General features: G+C 62.4%; 17 protein-coding genes. 7 read left to right on the top strand and 10 right to left on the bottom strand.

All coding sequences use genetic code 11. The features are described from left to right. The first annotated feature begins 191 nt into the window (after positions 1–191). Positions 192–530, top strand: a complete 339-nt coding sequence (locus E3T39_RS12770) for a PadR family transcriptional regulator (RefSeq protein ID WP_134515918.1) — start codon at positions 192–194, stop codon at positions 528–530. 1 nt (position 531) lies between these two features. Next, positions 532–1,482: a permease prefix domain 1-containing protein gene (locus E3T39_RS12765; RefSeq protein ID WP_134515916.1), complete on the top strand. Its 951-nt coding sequence runs from the start codon at positions 532–534 to the stop codon at positions 1,480–1,482. 170 nt (positions 1,483–1,652) lie between these two features. Here E3T39_RS12765 and E3T39_RS12760 read toward each other — a convergent pair whose 3' ends face one another. Together E3T39_RS12760 and ccsB are read right to left on the bottom strand one after the other, a co-directional pair. Further along, positions 1,653–2,495: an NAD-dependent epimerase/dehydratase family protein gene (locus E3T39_RS12760; protein ID WP_338145281.1), complete on the bottom strand. Its 843-nt coding sequence runs from the start codon at positions 2,493–2,495 to the stop codon at positions 1,653–1,655. 363 nt (positions 2,496–2,858) lie between these two features. Continuing rightward, a complete protein-coding gene (ccsB, locus tag E3T39_RS12755) occupies positions 2,859–3,884 on the bottom strand; it encodes a c-type cytochrome biogenesis protein CcsB (RefSeq protein WP_174845130.1) in 1,026 nt (341 codons plus the stop codon). 325 nt (positions 3,885–4,209) lie between these two features. Between ccsB and E3T39_RS12750 the strand changes: the two genes are divergently transcribed. Together E3T39_RS12750 and E3T39_RS12745 are read left to right on the top strand one after the other, a co-directional pair. Then, entirely contained in the window at positions 4,210–4,710 is a 501-nt protein-coding gene (locus E3T39_RS12750) for an RrF2 family transcriptional regulator (protein ID WP_134515914.1), read from the top strand. Further along, positions 4,707–5,462: an SDR family oxidoreductase gene (locus E3T39_RS12745; protein ID WP_134515912.1), complete on the top strand. Its 756-nt coding sequence runs from the start codon at positions 4,707–4,709 to the stop codon at positions 5,460–5,462. The genes E3T39_RS12750 and E3T39_RS12745 overlap by 4 nt, the downstream gene beginning before the upstream one ends. 133 nt (positions 5,463–5,595) lie before the next feature. Here E3T39_RS12745 and E3T39_RS12740 read toward each other — a convergent pair whose 3' ends face one another. Both E3T39_RS12740 and E3T39_RS12735 read right to left on the bottom strand, forming a co-directional pair. Then, the gene (locus E3T39_RS12740) at positions 5,596–6,264 is read right to left on the bottom strand and encodes a DUF4166 domain-containing protein (RefSeq protein WP_134515910.1); all 669 of its coding nucleotides are present in this window, start codon (positions 6,262–6,264) and stop codon (positions 5,596–5,598) included. Then, a complete protein-coding gene (locus E3T39_RS12735; protein WP_134515908.1) occupies positions 6,261–6,869 on the bottom strand; it encodes an SRPBCC family protein in 609 nt (202 codons plus the stop codon). The genes E3T39_RS12740 and E3T39_RS12735 overlap by 4 nt, the downstream gene beginning before the upstream one ends. Positions 6,870–7,135: 266 nt before the next feature. Here E3T39_RS12735 and E3T39_RS12730 point away from each other — a divergent pair, with 266 nt between their 5' ends. After that, positions 7,136–7,921 carry an alpha/beta fold hydrolase gene (locus E3T39_RS12730; protein ID WP_134515906.1) on the top strand — a complete coding sequence of 262 codons (786 nt, stop codon included), beginning with the start codon at positions 7,136–7,138 and terminating at the stop codon, positions 7,919–7,921. A gap of 8 nt (positions 7,922–7,929) precedes the next feature. Here E3T39_RS12730 and E3T39_RS12725 read toward each other — a convergent pair whose 3' ends face one another. The 5 genes from E3T39_RS12725 to hisC form a co-directional block, all read right to left on the bottom strand. Continuing rightward, positions 7,930–8,436 (bottom strand): HIT family protein, encoded by a 507-nt coding sequence (locus E3T39_RS12725; RefSeq protein ID WP_241979699.1) that lies wholly within the window; start codon positions 8,434–8,436, stop codon positions 7,930–7,932. Between the two features lie 295 nt (positions 8,437–8,731). Further along, a complete protein-coding gene (locus E3T39_RS12720; RefSeq protein WP_134515904.1) occupies positions 8,732–9,523 on the bottom strand; it encodes an ABC transporter ATP-binding protein in 792 nt (263 codons plus the stop codon). Between the two features lie 7 nt (positions 9,524–9,530). Beyond that, positions 9,531–10,430: an ABC transporter permease gene (locus tag E3T39_RS12715; RefSeq protein ID WP_134515902.1), complete on the bottom strand. Its 900-nt coding sequence runs from the start codon at positions 10,428–10,430 to the stop codon at positions 9,531–9,533. 30 nt (positions 10,431–10,460) lie between these two features. After that, entirely contained in the window at positions 10,461–11,456 is a 996-nt protein-coding gene (locus E3T39_RS12710; protein WP_134515900.1) for an ABC transporter substrate-binding protein, read from the bottom strand. Between the two features lie 91 nt (positions 11,457–11,547). Beyond that, positions 11,548–12,615: a histidinol-phosphate transaminase gene (gene hisC, locus E3T39_RS12705; protein WP_198416132.1), complete on the bottom strand. Its 1,068-nt coding sequence runs from the start codon at positions 12,613–12,615 to the stop codon at positions 11,548–11,550. A gap of 268 nt (positions 12,616–12,883) precedes the next feature. Here hisC and E3T39_RS12700 point away from each other — a divergent pair, with 268 nt between their 5' ends. Both E3T39_RS12700 and E3T39_RS12695 read left to right on the top strand, forming a co-directional pair. Then, positions 12,884–15,046, top strand: coding sequence for an ATP-dependent Clp protease ATP-binding subunit (locus E3T39_RS12700; protein ID WP_134515896.1), 2,163 nt, complete (start codon positions 12,884–12,886; stop codon positions 15,044–15,046). Between the two features lie 44 nt (positions 15,047–15,090). Continuing rightward, the gene (locus E3T39_RS12695; protein ID WP_134515894.1) at positions 15,091–16,140 is read left to right on the top strand and encodes a zinc-dependent alcohol dehydrogenase family protein; all 1,050 of its coding nucleotides are present in this window, start codon (positions 15,091–15,093) and stop codon (positions 16,138–16,140) included. A 79-nt stretch (positions 16,141–16,219) separates the two neighbouring features. On the opposite strand, the gene E3T39_RS12690 is transcribed toward E3T39_RS12695, so the two are convergent. Further along, positions 16,220–16,810 (bottom strand): nitroreductase family protein, encoded by a 591-nt coding sequence (locus E3T39_RS12690; protein ID WP_134515892.1) that lies wholly within the window; start codon positions 16,808–16,810, stop codon positions 16,220–16,222. Positions 16,811–16,832: the final 22 nt, after the last annotated feature.

The following is a 16,832-nucleotide window of genomic DNA, read 5'->3' as shown; positions in this document are numbered from 1 at the left end:
AACAATCGACCCCGCAAAACGCTCGGCGGCATCACACCCGCTCAAGCCATGCAACGACTATTGTCAGAGCCAGAAAAGCCCATCGTTGCGACGACCGGTTGAATCCGCCAACCCTCTACGGGACCGTGCAGGACCGTTGCATTGACACGCGTGATTGACAATAGTGTCTGCCACACAGTAACGTGAGCGATATGACCGACCCCGTATCTCTCGACACCCACCTGCAGGAGGTACGCCGGGGAACAGTGGTGCTCGCCTGCCTGCAGATTCTTCACACACCGGGCTATGGCTACAAGCTCCTCGAGGAACTCGCCCAGCGCGGTTTCACAACCGATGCCAACACGCTCTATCCGCTGTTACGCCGGCTCGAAAAGCAGGGCTACCTCAACAGCGAATGGAATACCGAAGAGGCCAGGCCACGCAAGTTCTACCGCACCTCAAATTCAGGCACCCTTCTCGCCACGATCCTCACCGCCGAATGGCGATCGCTGACTTCTGCGATCGCGTCCCTCACCGCATCGGAGAACTGAGATGACCGCCACACTCACCCAGCGCTACATCACCGCGACGACCAAAAACCTCGGCACGGCATCAGACGCTGACGTTCGGGCCGAGCTCGAAGGCTCCATCGCCGACGCAATCGACGCTCGCGTCGAACAGGGCGTGAAACGAGTGGATGCTGAACGTGCGGTGTTGACAGAGCTCGGCGACCCCGCGCTCCTGGCCGCTGGCTACGCCGACCGGCCACTGCATCTGATCGGCCCACGGCACTACCTCACCTGGGCGAGGCTTCTCAAGATACTTCTCGCAACAGTTCCGCTCGTCACGTTCATTGGCGTCGCACTGATCGAATCCTTCTCGAACGATTCCATCGGCGAGATCATCGCCGCCGGGATCACCATGGGCCTCTCCGTCGCAGTGCACGTCACGTTCTGGCTAACCCTCCTCTTCGCCGTCCTCGAGCGCATCGGCACTACCTCCAGAGGTCATTGGAATGTGGATCGCCTGCCGGATTATCCACGTAGTCATGTCAACCGCGGAGACTCCGTTGCTTCGCTCATTGGCCTCACCATCTTGGCGGGAGCGATGTTCTGGGATGGCTTCGCAGGCTTCGCGCGGCTGGATGCCGAACCGGTCTCGATCCTCAACCCCGACCTGTGGCCCTGGGCGATCAGCGTCCTGTTCACTTTGATAGCAGCACGAGCGGCGCTGTCGGTCAGAATCCTTATCGTCGGCCGGTGGACCACCAGCATGGCGATTCTGAATACCACGTTGGCTATCCTGTTCATGAGTGTCATCGCCACGCTCCTGGGACGGGGCGAGCTGATCAATCAGGAATTGGTTCTGGGCGTCATCGATGCCGGCGCGAGTACGGACATTGTGCGAGTCATTGCTCTGATAGCCGGACTTGCGGCTGTCGGCTTCGCGAGCTGGAGTATCGCCATCGGTTGGCGTGGGACGGCCAACACGACCAACCGCTAACCAGCCACCGATCCGCCGGATCATCCGCTACTTTCAATGATGCGCCACGATCGAGCAGCGGAAACACGATGCCGGACGAGGGGCGACTACAGGCCGTATGAGGAACCCTCTACGGGATTCTTAATCGTGGCTTCTGGGGCACGATTGACTAGTTCTGCGTCGCGGGTTTTTTACGCGTCGACCTCAGTGAGGAGAACGCGCTGCTCTTGCTGGGTGAGGCCAGATCGGCGTTCCCGGTCGAGTCCACGGCCCCGTTCGTCCGCCAGCACGTCCTCGAGCGTGTCCTGCAGGGCTCGCTCGGTTCCGCCCGCTGCGACAAAGCGGCTGCGGCTGCGCTGAGCGAAGGCGAAGTCGCTGCGGGGAAGCCACAACGGAAGGGACCGCGGGCCAGCCCAGTAATTGACACTGTGCGCAGTTAGCCAGTCGTCCTCGGCCGCGATGAGTTCGCCCGTGTGGCCTGCGACCCGGGCGGCGGCCAGCAGAACCGTGGAGAGTTCATGTTCGCTCCCGACGGCGTTGTAGACGCCGGTCAGGCCGCGCTGTCCCGCACTGATGAGCCATCCGGCAAGGTCCCGAACGTCGATGAACTGCACGTACCGATCCTCGGCATTCGGTACGAGAACGGCTTCCTCGGGAGCCGCGGCGAGCCTGGATACCCAATAGCCGAACCGATCGCTTTTGTCGCCTGGCCCCACGATCAGGCCCGGTCTCGCAATAAGAAGACGATCACCCACCGCCTCCGCCGTGGCGCGCTCGGCGGCGACTTTCGCGTGCGCGTAATCATCGAGGTCGGACGGCTCAACGAGGACGGCGTCCTCGTCGGCACCCGGTTCAGCATTGCTCGCATACACGGAGACGGAGGAGACCAAGGTCCAATGCGCCGTGCTGCCGGCCAAAGCCCCGAGCGCTCCGGCGACGAGGTCCGCGTCATCGCTGAGCTCAATGATTTCGTCCCAAGCTTCACCAGAGACAAGGATCGTAGGATCCAGGTGATCGCCGGTCGGAGCGGACAAACGTCACGCCGGGTGGGACTGCTCCAGATTCACCGCGCGCAAGGCACGTCACGTCCTGGCCTTGAACCGCCAACTGCTCGGCTATCTCTCGACCAAGCCAGGCGGTTCCTCCGAGAATGAGTGTGCGAGTCATAGCGCCAGTCAATCGTACAACCGAGATGAATCGATGCCTGATTCGCTCTGAGCGAGGGACCTATTAACGAGGATCATCGCAGAGGTGGCAATCATACTGCGATCCCGCGGTCGCCCGTAAGAGCACCATAGAGAACGGTTAGTACATTTCAAAATTAGGTTGTCCCGCGCAGGTCACAAGAACCACGCTGCTGAAAAACACCATCTCTTGGCAATAGCGCGCTCATTGCGCTAGGGACCATCGACCCCTGGAATGCCGCTGTATGAATGAAGTCCGTTGAAGAAGAGGTTTACTATCGTGAAGTTGAATAGAACGGTACTGAAGCCTATGATCGCAAGCCACGCCGTCCGGGTACCACGCCAGCCCCGGGTTGCTCGGGCATGGATATATCCGGCGAACACGACCCAGACGATAAACGTCCACACTTCCTTCGTGTCCCAACCCCAGTAGCGGCCCCAAGCCTGCTCGGCCCAGATTGAGCCGGCCATGAGGGTAAAGGTCCAGAACATAAAGCCGATGATGATCACCCCGTAGGCACGGGATTCGAGCTTTTCAGCAGTAGGGAGCGTGTCGAGGAAGTGGGCACGTTCCCGCCTTCCCGTCGCGCGTCGCGCCTGGAGTACCTGCATGATCGAGAGGCCAGCGCCGACGGCGAAAAACGCGGTGCCGAGTGAAGCGACAAAGACGTGAATGACCAACCAAGCTGATTGCAAGGGCACCGCAAGTGGAACGACGTCCACATAAAAGTTGACCGTCGCTAACCCGAGCAGGATCGCGACGATACCGGTAATAAAGGCACCCAAGAATTGAAGGTCGCGCTTGAAGTTCAAGAGGAGAAACATCCCGGTCATGATGCCGGTGCCGACTAAGGCGAACTCGAACATGTTCGACCACGGCACGTAGCCGTTCGCGATACCACGAAGAACTGTACTGGTGACGTGCAACATCCATGCGATGACGGTGAGGGCGATTGCGACGCGGCCGAACCGCGTACCGCGTCGGTCCGGGAGAGTGGGGATGTCAATTCGCTCGCGTACGGCGGTGCCGGGGACGGTCCCGCTTGCGCCGGCAAAGACCGGCGGGACATCGCGCTCGGACGAAGTAAGGCTGTCGCGGTGCGCCGTCACATCCTGCGCGGCGAGGGCGCGAGCGGATCGGGCCGAAAGGTCGATAGTGAAGGCGACAAATGCGAGCACATAGACGGCGATTGCGGAATAGGTTGCGACGAGCGAAAGGGTCGCAAGCGGATCGGTCATCATGGCTATAACCATACGTCGCTCCATCGGCAGGCCCAGAATCCGGGCGGCAGAAACTGGGCTATCAAACTCGTCAGCCACGACCCGATCATATTCAGTCACCGAGCGCCCTGCCCGTAGGACATGATCCACCGAGCGATGTCGGCAGGCGAAATGAGTGACGCACATTGAGCAGAGTCAAGCGACGAAGTGCGCCATCGAGGAATAGCCGCACAGAACATCACGACCAACCAATCTGGTGGCGGACACGGCTGGGTTATGCGTCTCACCGCATCTAAGTTGAGCAATCTGGATATAAAATGTCTAGATTGCTAGGCTCAACATCATGCAACTCCCTAAGGGCGTCGAGTGGGCCGCACACTGCCTCGTCGTGTTGGAGCGATTGGGTGAAAGTCACCCCGTCCCAACTTCGACTTTGGCTGAGGTCTACGGCCTCTCTCCGACGTACTTGAATAAGCACCTTCAGGCTCTGTCACGGCACGGCTTGCTGATATCCACTCCCGGATCCACAGGAGGATTCTCACTCTCACGGCCCGCCGCTGAAATCACCCTCGCTGATGTCGTGGAGGCACTCGACGGAGATAGAACACTATTCCGCTGCACGGAAATCCGGTGCGACGGGCTGTTCCAAGACCGCTCCGCCGAAATCCGGGCGAGCGGAGCGTGTCGCATCGCTGCTGCCATGTGGCAGGCCGAGCAAGCCTGGCGAGAGAGTTTGGCAACCGTGTCAATCAATGATCTCGCCGGTGGCATTGACGCGCTCAGCGGCCAGAATCTAAACGAATTCGTTGGAAATAAGAACAGGAAAGCTGGTCAAGACATATGAAAATCGCAGTTTTAGGAGCTACCGGAACGGCCGGCACGCGCACGGTGAATCTGTTTGCGAAGAAGAAAATTTCCGTGGTGGCAGTATCGCGTTCAACCGGCGTCAATCTCATCACCGGTGAGGGACTGAGCGAAGCTCTGCGCGGGGTTGATGTGGTGATCGACGTCACCAATGCCTTCCCGCAGGACGAGACGATGGGACTGCATGAGGCGCTCACCTCAGCGACCCGGAACGTCGTGGAAAATTGCGTCGCACAAGGAGTGGGCCACCTAGTGTTCCTATCCATCGCCGGAGTAGAAGACACCATCTTTGACGATTTCGCCTACTACGCGGCAAAGCGTGCGCAAGAGGAAATCGTGAACGAGAGCCCCATTCGCTCAACCATCGTGAAGTCCACACAGTGGCATGAATTCGCGACAAATCCATCAGCAGTCACCTTCCTGGACGGTGAAGTCCTCGTCGAGGACTGGCTCATTCAGCCAGTTGCCGCAGACACCGTCGCCGAGGTTCTCGTAGAGACTGCCCTCAACCATCCGGGCTGCCTGGTCAAAACCATCACCGGGCCCGAGAAGGTCCGACTTCCTGAACTCACCTCCCGCATCCTCGCCCGGCGTGGGGACCCCCGGAAAGTCCGGGTAATGCCTCCCGTGATGGACGTACTCTCTGAGGGCGTACTGCTTGCTCCCGCCCACGCGACGGTAATAGGACCCGACATCCTCTCCTGGTTAGCGTCACTACCTGCGAAAGTGTGAGAGCGCCGGCTCCACGAAAACCTCTGACCACACCCGCTGGCCCGTTGACCTAAATCAACAGGGCGCCGGGCGCAGCTTCTCGCCCCGAGAAGAGCACGCAAACGCTGCAGGGGCAAGCCAGACTGATGATCGCCTAGGCGCGCCGTTCGTGTCGACGGGGCTTAAGGCGCTCTGGAGCGTCGCAAGCTTCAACGAAGTCGCAGGTGAATTCCCCTTCGTAGCCGAACAGGAATCCAAAGACACGGTTTCGCACGTCGAGTCTGACTCGGTAGACGCCAGCTGCGTCGTCGTAGGATTCGTGCAGTTCTGCCCGACCGCTGAACAGCATGGGAAACCGGAACGCGACGGGGCCCTCGTAGAAGCGTTGAGCGCCCGAGCGCAACCGGAGTGACCCGTCCGGTTGGACTGACAGGTCAAGGTCGACTGCCAGATGCTGGTGCGTACCCAAATAATCCAGGACTTTGCCGCCGCTGAGGACCATAGTCGCGTCGAACCGGCTGGGCCGGTCGCGAACCTGGTACTCACGCACGAACGTTACGGTTTCGCGCCCGTAGGGGTCGAGGTAGGGGTAGTTCCAGATCGTGAACGGTACGTTTGTGCCGAGATCGGGAATGAGGATATTGCGAATCTTCCCGAGGCGCAGAAATGGAATCGTCCACCATGGCCCTCGGCTGATCCGCAGCATCGTGCCGCGGCCGATGCACGCGTAGCCGGCGTCCAGACCGACTCCGAATCGTCGTTGCAACATCGGATGCAACCGGTCGAAGTCAGCGCCAAGGGCTTCGTGGAAGAGTGACGTCACGGTGCGTCCAGCGTGAACAGGGATGTGGGGGCCAGAGCCATGGCGTTGCCGCGTCTGGGTGTCCGCCGGCATCGGGCAGCCTGCGGCCGGCCCGGGCGCCAGAACGCGAGGACAGACCCGATCGTCCACCGCTCTGGCAGCGTTCCGGTTTCGGCCCAGATTCGTAGGCGGTCAAAGCTCCACGCGGTCATCCATCCGATAATGCGCCGCATGACCAGCCGGTCGATCAGCCGGCCCCACCCCGGCTCATAGTCAAAGCCGGTTATGAACGTCGTCCCCTGAGACGTGGGAATGTACCGCCAGTAGCCTCGTCCTGCTCGGAGCGGCGAAAGGCGGTCATCCGTCGTAAAACGCAGCGCCGACGTCAGTGTTCCGTCCGGCCGCTGCTTCTCTCCGAGCGAGGTACCCGTCCCCCTAATCGTATGAAAGAGCAGCCGGCGCTGGTAGATAAATCGGCTGCCACCAGTCGGAAGCGTCGCGATCGGGCTGATAGAGCTAAAACGCAGATCCCATCGTGGATGCTGATCGGGGTCCTGAGTTAGCTGCCACACACGGTCAACATCGGCTTTGATCTCGATCTCCACATAGATCGCCGTCTCGCCCATGAACCCAGCATGCCTCATCGACGAAAATTGCCCGAATCGCGAGCCGCGACAAAAAACGATCCTCATAGATCGTCCTCGAACGGTGAAACGTCGCCCAGTGAGCCAGCGAAAGCCGATATCCACGGCCTTCGACCCGTCCCGCAACAGGAACCTCTTACGGGACGCCCGCTCCGGTCTGCCCGCTCAGCTGCCGCTGCAGCGTAGCCGCGGTCGGTCTCGATATCAGCCAGCATCGTCTCAACACATCAACGCCCTAACCTTGGTTGATGCTTGTACACGAAATTGGCTCGGGAACGCCGTTAGTACTACTCCACGGATTCGGGGTCGATCATCGGATCTTGCTGCCCTTGGAGCCCACTCTCGAGCATGCTGGCGGATGGCGGCGCATCTACATCGATCTGCCGGGCGCGACCGGATCGCCGGACGACTTCGTAAGCAGTACCCAAGAAATTGCCGCGGCGGCGATGGCCGAGGTGCGGTCTCGCGTTGGCGCTGAGTCATTCGCAATCCTCGGAAACTCTTTTGGCGCAATGATTGCCCGCTACATCGCACACGAGCTTCGATCACAGGTTCTCGGACTGGCGACATTGGCGGGCGTCTTCGTCCCCCAATACGACGACCGGACGGTACCGGCCCGCGTCGTGCTCCACCAAGACCCCCGGGTGGTGCCAATCCTCGGTGACGCACTCGATGACTACCGCACGATGGCTGTGGTTGAGTCGCCGCATAGCGCCCAAGCGTTCTTGGAGTACGTGCTGCCCGGCGTCCGGGGTGCCCACCAATCTGCTCTCGAACGCGTTGCCGAGAGCTACGCACTTACTCAGCATCCTGAGGACGTCCATCCCACACCTTTTCTGCAACCATCGCTCCACGTCACGGGCCGACAAGATCAGGTTGTTGGATACCGCGATGCCTGGAGCCGGATTGAGCACTACCCGCGCGCGACATTCGTGACACTCGATGGCGCGGGCCACAATGTCCATCTCGAACAACCCGAGGTCTGTGCCGTGCTCGTGAATGACTGGTTAGGGCGAGTTCGACTGTCCGTTTAGGGGAACGCTCACTCGACAGTCACACGTACAGCGTCCGTCTGGGCCAAACTGTGGAGTTCTTCTGTGATGCGCGTCCGCAGTGGCGAATGCTGCTTTCCGAGAGCGGTCGCCGGGTTGCGCCAGCTCTCGAGGTCGTAAAGCCAAACCGGCCGCCAGACAAGTTCGGACGCCTCCCATTCGTAGCGTGGCCAGATGTGCGCATGCACGAACGCGTCCGCATTGCCGAGGATGTCGATATTCACGCGACGGAAAGCTGGATCGGTGGCCCGGCATGCGCGTTCAACCGCCGTGGCCAAGAGATCAACATCCGCGAGAAATTGCACCCGTTCCTGTCGCGGCATCTCAGCCAACGCCTTCGCGTTCGGGTCCTTTCCCAAAAGCACGCAGTAGCCGGGGAGAAACTGAACGTCTCCGATGACCGCGTATCCGCTTTGCAACTCGGCCAACACTGTCGGGTTCTCGCCGCGCGCGGCTGAACCGATTCGATCTTCACGCCAATCCATAGCAATTGACACTAGCCGACGGTGATGAGCACAGACTTGCACCAACCGCAGATCGCTGAAGCGGACGCCCGCAAGCCGGACGGTGACCGGGACACCCGAACCATCACGGAGCGCCGAAGACGTTCCGCATGATCTCCGGGAGCCCGATTCCCGTATGCCCCGCCCGAGAAAATGCCCGGTGAAGGGAGGCTAAACGGTACGCTCACCCGAGCTTCTAGCCGGCGGCAATCGAGCTTTTCGCCCGCCGGCTGCGTAGAAACGCCCGCGCACCGCGCCGTGCCGGGTCGGCGTATTTCGGCGTCGCCTACTACCCGAGCAGCGCCCGGTCGTCGAGCGAGGCGCCCTTGATCTTCGCGAACTCGGCTAGCAAGTCCGGCACGGTCATGGTGGCCTTGCGTTCGGAGTCGACGTCGAGAATGATCTGGCCCTCGTGCATCATGATGAGCCGGTTGCCGAGGCGTAGCGCCTGTTCCATGTTGTGCGTGACCATGAGGGTGGTCAGATGATGTTTCTCGACAATGCTCTGGGTGAGAGTCGTGACCAGTTCGGCCCGCTGCGGATCGAGGGCTGCTGTGTGCTCGTCGAGGAGCAGAATGCGCGGCTGGGTGAAGCTTGCCATGAGCAGCGACAGCGCCTGGCGCTGGCCGCCGGAGAGCAGTCCGACCCGAGCCTTGAGCCGGTTTTCTAGGCCGAGTTCGAGCGAGAGGAGTTCCTCGCGAAAGAATGCGCGGCGCTTGTGCGTGACGCCCCAGGACAGTCCGCGCCGCTGGCCGCGGCGCAGCGCGAGCGCGAGGTTCTGCTCGATGCTGAGGTCGGGCGCGGTGCCAGCCATCGGGTCCTGGAACACGCGGCCGACGTAGGCGGCGCGCGCGTAGTCCGGCATCCGCTTAACCGAACTGCCGTCGATCGACAGGTCGCCGGAATCGATCGGTAGCTTGCCGCTGATCATGTTGAGCAGGGTGGATTTGCCGGCGCCGTTGCTTCCGATGACGGTGACGAAATCGCCCGTGTTTAGCTGCAGCGACACGTCGTTGAGGGCGACGCGTTCGTTGACCGTTCCGGGAAAGAAGGTCTTGGTGATGTTCTCGATGAGCAGCATGAGACTCCTAGTTGGCTTTGACGGCGGCGTTGCTGCGCATCTGGCGCAGCGAGGGGACGCGCTTCAGGAACCCCCAGCGCGGCAGCAGCAGCGCGGCGACGACGAGCAGCGCCGAGATGAGCTTCATGTCGTTCGGGTTGAGGCCGGCACCGAGGGCGAAGAAGATCACCAGGCGGTAGATGACGGCGCCGCCGATGACGGCGAGCGAGGCGAGGAAGATGGTGCGACGCCCGAAGACGGCCTGGCCGACGATGACCGAGGCGAGCCCGACCAGAATGAGGCCGATGCCCATGCTCACGTCGGCGAAGCCCTGGTACTGCGCGATGAGCGCGCCGCACAGGGCGACGAGTCCGTTGGAGATGGCGAGGGTGAGAATCGTCGTGCGGTGCGTGTTGACGCCAAGGCTGCGGATCATCTGCTCGTTATTGCCGGTGGCCTGAATGGACAGGCCGAGGTCGGTGCTGAGAAACCAGTCGATGGCGAATTTGATGACGAGGGCGGCGACGGCAAAGATCAGGATGCTCCAGGCCCCGCCGAGCAGACCGGCGTCACGCAGCGGGGTCATCAGGGTGTCTTCGCGCAACAGGGGAAGGTTGGATTTGCCCATGATGCGCAGGTTGATCGACCACAGGGCGATCATCGTGAGGATGCCGGCGAGCAGGCCGTCGATGCGGCCCTTGGTGTAGAGCACTCCGGTGACCAGACCGGCCACCGCTCCCGACGCCGCCCCGGCGAGGGTGGCGAGGGGAGCCGGCACGCCGTTGATGATGAGTGACGCGGCTACCGCGGCCCCGGTGGTGAAACTTCCGTCGACCGTGAGGTCGGGAAAGTTGAGGATTCGAAACGTCAGGTAGACACCCAACGCCATGATTCCGTAGAGCAGGCCGAGTTCGAGAGCCGCATTCATCTGGTTATTCCTTTAGTAGGGGAGCGGCGGCTATTCGATGATTCGGTCGGCCTTGGCGATGACCTCCTCGGAGAGGGTCACTCCCATGCGCTTCGCGGCGGCCGGGTTGAGGATGAACTCAATTGTGTCGAGGGTCTCGACCGGCATGTCGGCGGGGTTTTCGCCGTCTTCAAGGATGCGAATCGCCATCTGGCCGGTCTGGTAGCCGAGGTCGGTGTAGTTGATGCCGTAGGTCGCGATGGCGCCACGCTCGACCTGGCCGTTTTCGGCACCGAACAGCGGAACCTGATTCGCCTCGGAGTACTGAATGACGGCCTCGAGGCCCTCGGTGACGCGGTTGTCGGTGGGGATGTAGATGGCGTCGACGTCTCCGAGCGACTCGGTGGCCTGGGCAACCTCACTCGAGTTGGTGACGGTGGCTTCCTTGATGGTCAGGCCGAGGTCGTCGGCCGCTTCCTTGGCCAGCTCAACCTGCACATCGGAGTTGACCTCGCCAGAGCTGTAGATGATGCCGACCGACTTGGCGTCGGGCAGAATTTCCTGGATCAGTTCGAGCTGCTCCTTGACCGGGTTAAGGTCACTGGTGCCGGTGATGTTGCTGCCCGGCTTCTCCCAGCTCTCCACGAGTCCGGCTTCCTCCGGCTCAGTGACGGCGGTGAACAGCACCGGGATATCAATGATCGACTGCGCGGCGGCCTGCGCTGTGGGGGTGGCGATGGCGAGCACGAGGTCGACCTTGTCGGCGGCGAACTTCGCAGCGATGGTGCTCGCAGTCGCCTGCTCGCCCTGAGCGTTCTGCTCGTCGAACTTGATGTCGGTGCCGTCGACATACCCGGCGTCCGCGAAAGCCTTCTTGAATCCCTCCCGGGCGTCATCGAGAGCCTGGTGTTGCACGATCTGGCTGATGCCGATCGTGATCATCTCGTCTGAAGCGGATGCTGCCGGCTCGCTGGCTGCGCATCCGCTCAGTGCGAGGGCGCCCGCGGCGACCAGGGCGAGGGCTGACAAAGACTTGGTGTGCTTCATGCTGGGAAATTCTCCTTTGAATTCTTCTGACAAACGGTTGGTGCGGTGCGCGTGGAAAACAATGTTCTCGTGCGGCCGAACGATAGGCGGGCTAGACGGTGGCGGGTGCGAGCGCGGCCGCGGCGGCGACCAGGAACCGATCGTTCTGCTCGGCTGTGCCGATTGTCACGCGCAGTCCCTCGCCGGGAAACGCTCTGGCCAGGATGCCCGCATGAACGAACATGGCGTTCACCCGATCGGTGCCTTCGCCGGTGCGCAGCCAGACGAAGTTTCCCTGCGAGTCGGTCACGGGCCATCCGCTGGCCCGAAGCGCCATCAGCACCCGGGTGCGTTCGGCGACGATCTCGTCGATGCGCACCGTGAGCTCGGCTTCGGCGTCGAGGGAGGCCAGGGCGGCGCGCTGGGCGATGGCGGTCACGCCGAATGGCAGGGCCACGCGGCGCAGGTTGGCGGCAACCTCGGTCGGCGCGATGGCGTAGCCGATGCGCAGACCGGCCAGACCATAAGCCTTGGAGAAGGTGTGCAGCACGGCCACGTTGGGGTAGCGGCGAAAGAAGTCGATGCCGACGGCGGAGGACGCGTCGCGGTTGAAGTGCACGTAAGCCTCATCGACGACGACCAGCACGTTCTCGGGCACCCGGGCCAAAAAAGCCTGCAGTTCATCCGCGGTGACGAAGGCGCCGGTGGGGTTATTGGGGTTGCAGACCAGGATGAGCCGGGTTTGCGCCGTGATGGCGTCGGCCATGCCGTCGAGGTCGTGCCGCTCATCCGCGGTGAGGGCGACCGCAACGGGCGTTGCTCCGGCGACCCGCACCAGAATCGGGTACGCCTCGAATGACCGCCAGGCGAAGATGACCTCGTCGCCGGCCCCGGCGCTCGCGTGGATGATTTGGGAAAGCACCTCGACCGAGCCGGCGCCGAAGGCCACGTTTTCGGCCGGTACGTCGAACCGCGCCGCGATTCGGTCGGTGACCTCGGTCACGGCCATGCTCGGGTACAGATGAATCTCCCCGAGAGCGGATGCGATGGCCTCGGTCACCGAGGCAAGAGGCGGGAATGGGTTCTCGTTCGACGACAGCTTGAATGCTCCCGAATCGCCCGCTGCGGCGCCCTGCTTGTAGGCGGGCAGCCTACTGATGGCTTCGCGTTGGTGCACCATAATCTCTTAACCTCACTCGTGAACCGTGTTCCAGATACGCTCGGCGAGTACAGCGTCGGCGATGACGGGATGCTTTTGAGCGTAGTGATCGCGGAGAAGTTTGACAATTCGACCAGTAGCTACGACACAAACTGCTCTATCTGATTGGTGCTGAGCCGACTTTGCCGAACAAATTGCTTAGTCCACAAATATTTGATGTCCTATTTTGGCGACCTGGCCCGGGGTACTAAACTTGAGCCAGTTAGGCTCAACTTTAGAGGAGACAGCGATGCAAGCCGGTCAGCGACCACCGCAGCAAGATGCCAAGACGGCCCTCGAACTGTATGGGGTGAACCTCACCGACATCGCCCGCAGCGGCAAGCTCGACCCGGTGATCGGGCGTGACGCCGAAATTCGCCGGATCAGTCAGGTGCTCACCCGGCGCACCAAGAACAACCCCGTGCTGATCGGGGAACCCGGCGTCGGCAAGACGGCCGTGGTCGAGGGGCTGGCCCAGCGGATCGTGGCCGGGGACGTCGCCGACTCACTCAAAGACAAGCAACTGGTCTCACTCGATCTGGCTGCCCTCGTGGCCGGCGCCAAGTATCGCGGCGAGTTCGAGGAACGGCTCAAGGCCGTACTCAAGCAGATCAACGACGCCGACGGGCAGATCATCACCTTTGTCGACGAACTGCACACCCTTATGGGTGCTGGTGGCGGTGAAGGCTCCGTGGCGGCCAGCAATATGCTCAAGCCCATGCTTGCCCGTGGTGAGCTGCGCCTGATCGGCGCCACGACCCTCAACGAGTATCGCGAATTCATCGAAAAGGATGCCGCGCTCGAGCGCCGCTTTCAGCCGGTGCTGGTCGACGAGCCGTCGGTCGAAGACACCGTCGCCATTCTGCGGGGGCTCAAGGAACGCTATGAAGCCCACCACAAGGTGACGATCGCCGATTCTGCCCTCGTGGCCGCGGCATCCCTCTCGAATCGCTACATCACCGCCCGCCAGCTGCCCGACAAGGCCATCGACCTCATCGACGAGGCCGCGAGCCGGCTGCGCATGGAGATCGACTCGTCGCCGGTGGAGATCGACGAACTGCGGCGGAGCGTCGATCGGCTCAAGCTCGAAGAGCTCGCTCTCAAAAAGGAGAAGGACGACGCCTCGAAGGCACGGCTGGTGAAGCTGCGCAGCGATCTGGTGGAGCGCCAGGCCACCCTGAAGGAGCTGCAGGCGCGCTGGGACGGCGAGCGGGCCTCGCTGAACCGGGTTGGCGAGCTGCGCGAACGGCTCGACGCCGCCCGCATTGAATCTGACCGGGCGCAGCGTGAGGGCGACCTCGAGAAGGCGTCACGGCTGCTCTACGGCGACATTCCGGTTATGGAGCGGGCGCTCGCCGACGCCGAAAAGGAGGAGTCCGTTGGCCCGCGCATGGTCAATGACCAGGTCACGAGCGAGGATATCGCCGCAGTGGTCGCCGCCTGGACCGGCATTCCGGTCGGTCGCCTGTTGCAGGGCGAGACCGACAAGCTGCTGAATCTCGAAAATGAGCTCGGCCACCGCCTGATCGGCCAGAAGCGTGCCGTGCGAGCGGTCGCCGACGCGGTGCGGCGTTCGCGCGCCGGCATTTCCGACCCCGACCGGCCGACCGGATCGTTTTTGTTTCTCGGCCCCACCGGTGTTGGCAAGACCGAGTTGGCCAAGGCGCTCGCCGAGTTTCTGTTCGACGATGAAAAAGCCATGGTGCGCATCGACATGAGCGAGTACGGCGAGAAGTTCTCGGTGTCGCGCCTGGTCGGAGCGCCTCCGGGCTATATCGGCTATGAGCAGGGCGGCCAGCTGACCGAGGCCGTGCGGCGTCGTCCATACTCGGTGATTTTGTTCGATGAGGTAGAGAAGGCACACCCCGAGGTGTTCGACGTGCTGCTGCAGGTGCTCGACGACGGCCGACTCACCGATGGCCAGGGACGCACGGTGGATTTTCGTAACACCATTTTGGTGCTCACCTCGAACCTCGGTTCGCAATTTCTGGTCGACCAGAGCCTCTCGGCGGAGCAGAAGGAAGAGGCCGTGCAGGCGCTCGTGCGTCAGTCCTTCAAGCCCGAGTTCGTCAACCGACTCGACGACATAGTGGTGTTCTCCTCGCTCACCACCGACGAGCTCGGCGAGATCGTTGAGCTCGACGTTGATCGACTGCAGAAGCGTCTGGCCGAGCGGCGGCTTGAGCTGGCTGTGACACCGGATGCCCGCCGCTGGCTGGCCGAGCGTGGTTACGACCCGATCTACGGCGCGCGTCCACTGCGGCGCCTAATGCAGCGTGAGATCGACGACCGCCTGGCCCGGGCGCTGCTCGCCGGCGACATTCGTGACGGTGACACGGTACTCGTGGCGCTCGCCGCCGATGGCGACGCGCTCACCGTGGCATCCGCTCCGTCGCTCGCAGCAAAAATGTGACCCGAAAGGGGGTGGGTTCACGCTAGTCGGGTTAGCCTTTACCAATGAAAGCAACCGTGATTTATGGCGAACGAGATATTCGCCTCGAAGAAGTTCCTGACCCTGTGCTGTCGACCGGTGGCGACGCCATCGTTCGGGTGGTCGCGGCCTGCGTCTGCGGGTCTGACCTGTGGCCCTACCGCGGTGTGACCGACACCAAGGAGCCACACCGCATTGGCCACGAGTTTGTGGGCATCGTCGAAGAAATTGGGCCGGACGTTTCCACCGTCAAGGTAGGTGACTTCGTTATTGCGCCGTTCTACGACTGCGACAATACCTGCGTCAACTGCCGCAATGGCGTGAGCTTTTCCTGCCTCCACGTTGTGCCGTGGGGCGCGAACGACGACATGGGCGGCTTCGCCGACGGCGCCCAGGGCGAGCGGGTGCGCGTTCCTCATGCTGATGGTTCGCTCGTAGCGACGCCCGAGGTTCCGGACGACGCCCTGATTCCGGGACTGTTGACCCTCTCCGACGTGATGGGCACCGGACACCACGCGGCGATTTCGGCTGGCGTCACTGCCGGAAGCACCGTCGTTGTCGTCGGCGACGGAGCCGTTGGGCTCTGCGCTATCCTCGCGAGCAAGCGCCTCGGCGCGAGCCGCATCGTGGCAATGTCCCGTCACGCCGACCGCCAGGCCGTGGCCCGCGAATTCGGCGCGACGGACATCATCGAACAACGTGGTGATGAGGGTGTTGCCGCAGTGCAGGCACTGTTTGACGGAATCGGCGCCGACTTTGTGCTCGAGTGCGTCGGCACCAAGGAATCAATGGATCAGGCCATCCGGTCAACCCGACCCGGTGGGATGGTCGGCTACGTCGGCGTGCCCAACGGCGGTGCCGAACTGCCCATTCGCTCGCTCTTTGGACGCAACGTCGGCGTGAACGGCGGTGTGGCATCCGTTCGCGGCTATATCGAGGAGCTGCTGCCCGAGGTTCTTTCGGGCCAGATCAACCCCGGCCGCGTCTTCGACCTGGAGCTGCCCCTAGCCGAGGTCGCCGAAGCCTACGCCGCGATGGATGAACGTCGAGCCATCAAGGTGTTGCTCCGCCCGTAACTATCTCGTGAGAGCCGAAAAAGTGCCGCTTTGGATGTCTCGAAGCGGCACTTTTTACGCTCTCGCGAGCAGGCGAGACCTAGTCGTTCGCGAGGAGCAGCTCTGCGAGGGGCTTGCGGGTGCGGGGGGCGATTTCGCGCTCGCGCAGCTCCGGGGTGAGGTCGCTCGGCTTGCCGAGCACGCCGATCGCCGTGACCGAGACGACGGCCTGATCGTCGGTGAGGTTGAATGCCGCGGCGATGGCGGCGGCGTCGAATCCGCCCATCTGGTGCGTGTGCAGGCCCTCGTGCTGGGCCTGGATGGTGAGGTGTGCGACGGCCTGGCCGAGGTCGTACCGGGCCCACGGGTTTTCGCGGGTCTCATCAATCGACAGCTTGGCGACGTTCGCGATGAGAACGGATGCCGTGTCGGCCCACGCCTGGTTGAACCCCTTGAGGGCATCGTTGATCTTGGCGAAACTCACCGAACCGCGGCGCGCCACGATAAACCGGGCGGGCTGCAAGTTGCTCGCCGACGGTGCCCAGCGCGCGGCTTCGAGCACGGTGGTGAGGGTGGCTTCGTCGATGAGCGCGTTCTTGTCGTACGCGCGGGGGCTCCAACGCTCGGCCAGAACGTCGATGAGCGGCGACTCCGTGTCGGCGCGACGGTTGGTTTCAGCAATGAGGGGCATCGGAGCATCCTTTGATCGAGGG

This window comes from Cryobacterium suzukii (assembly GCF_004403185.1).
Lineage (GTDB): Bacteria > Actinomycetota > Actinomycetes > Actinomycetales > Microbacteriaceae > Cryobacterium > Cryobacterium suzukii.
This window is presented reverse-complemented; position numbering and strand designations above follow the sequence as displayed.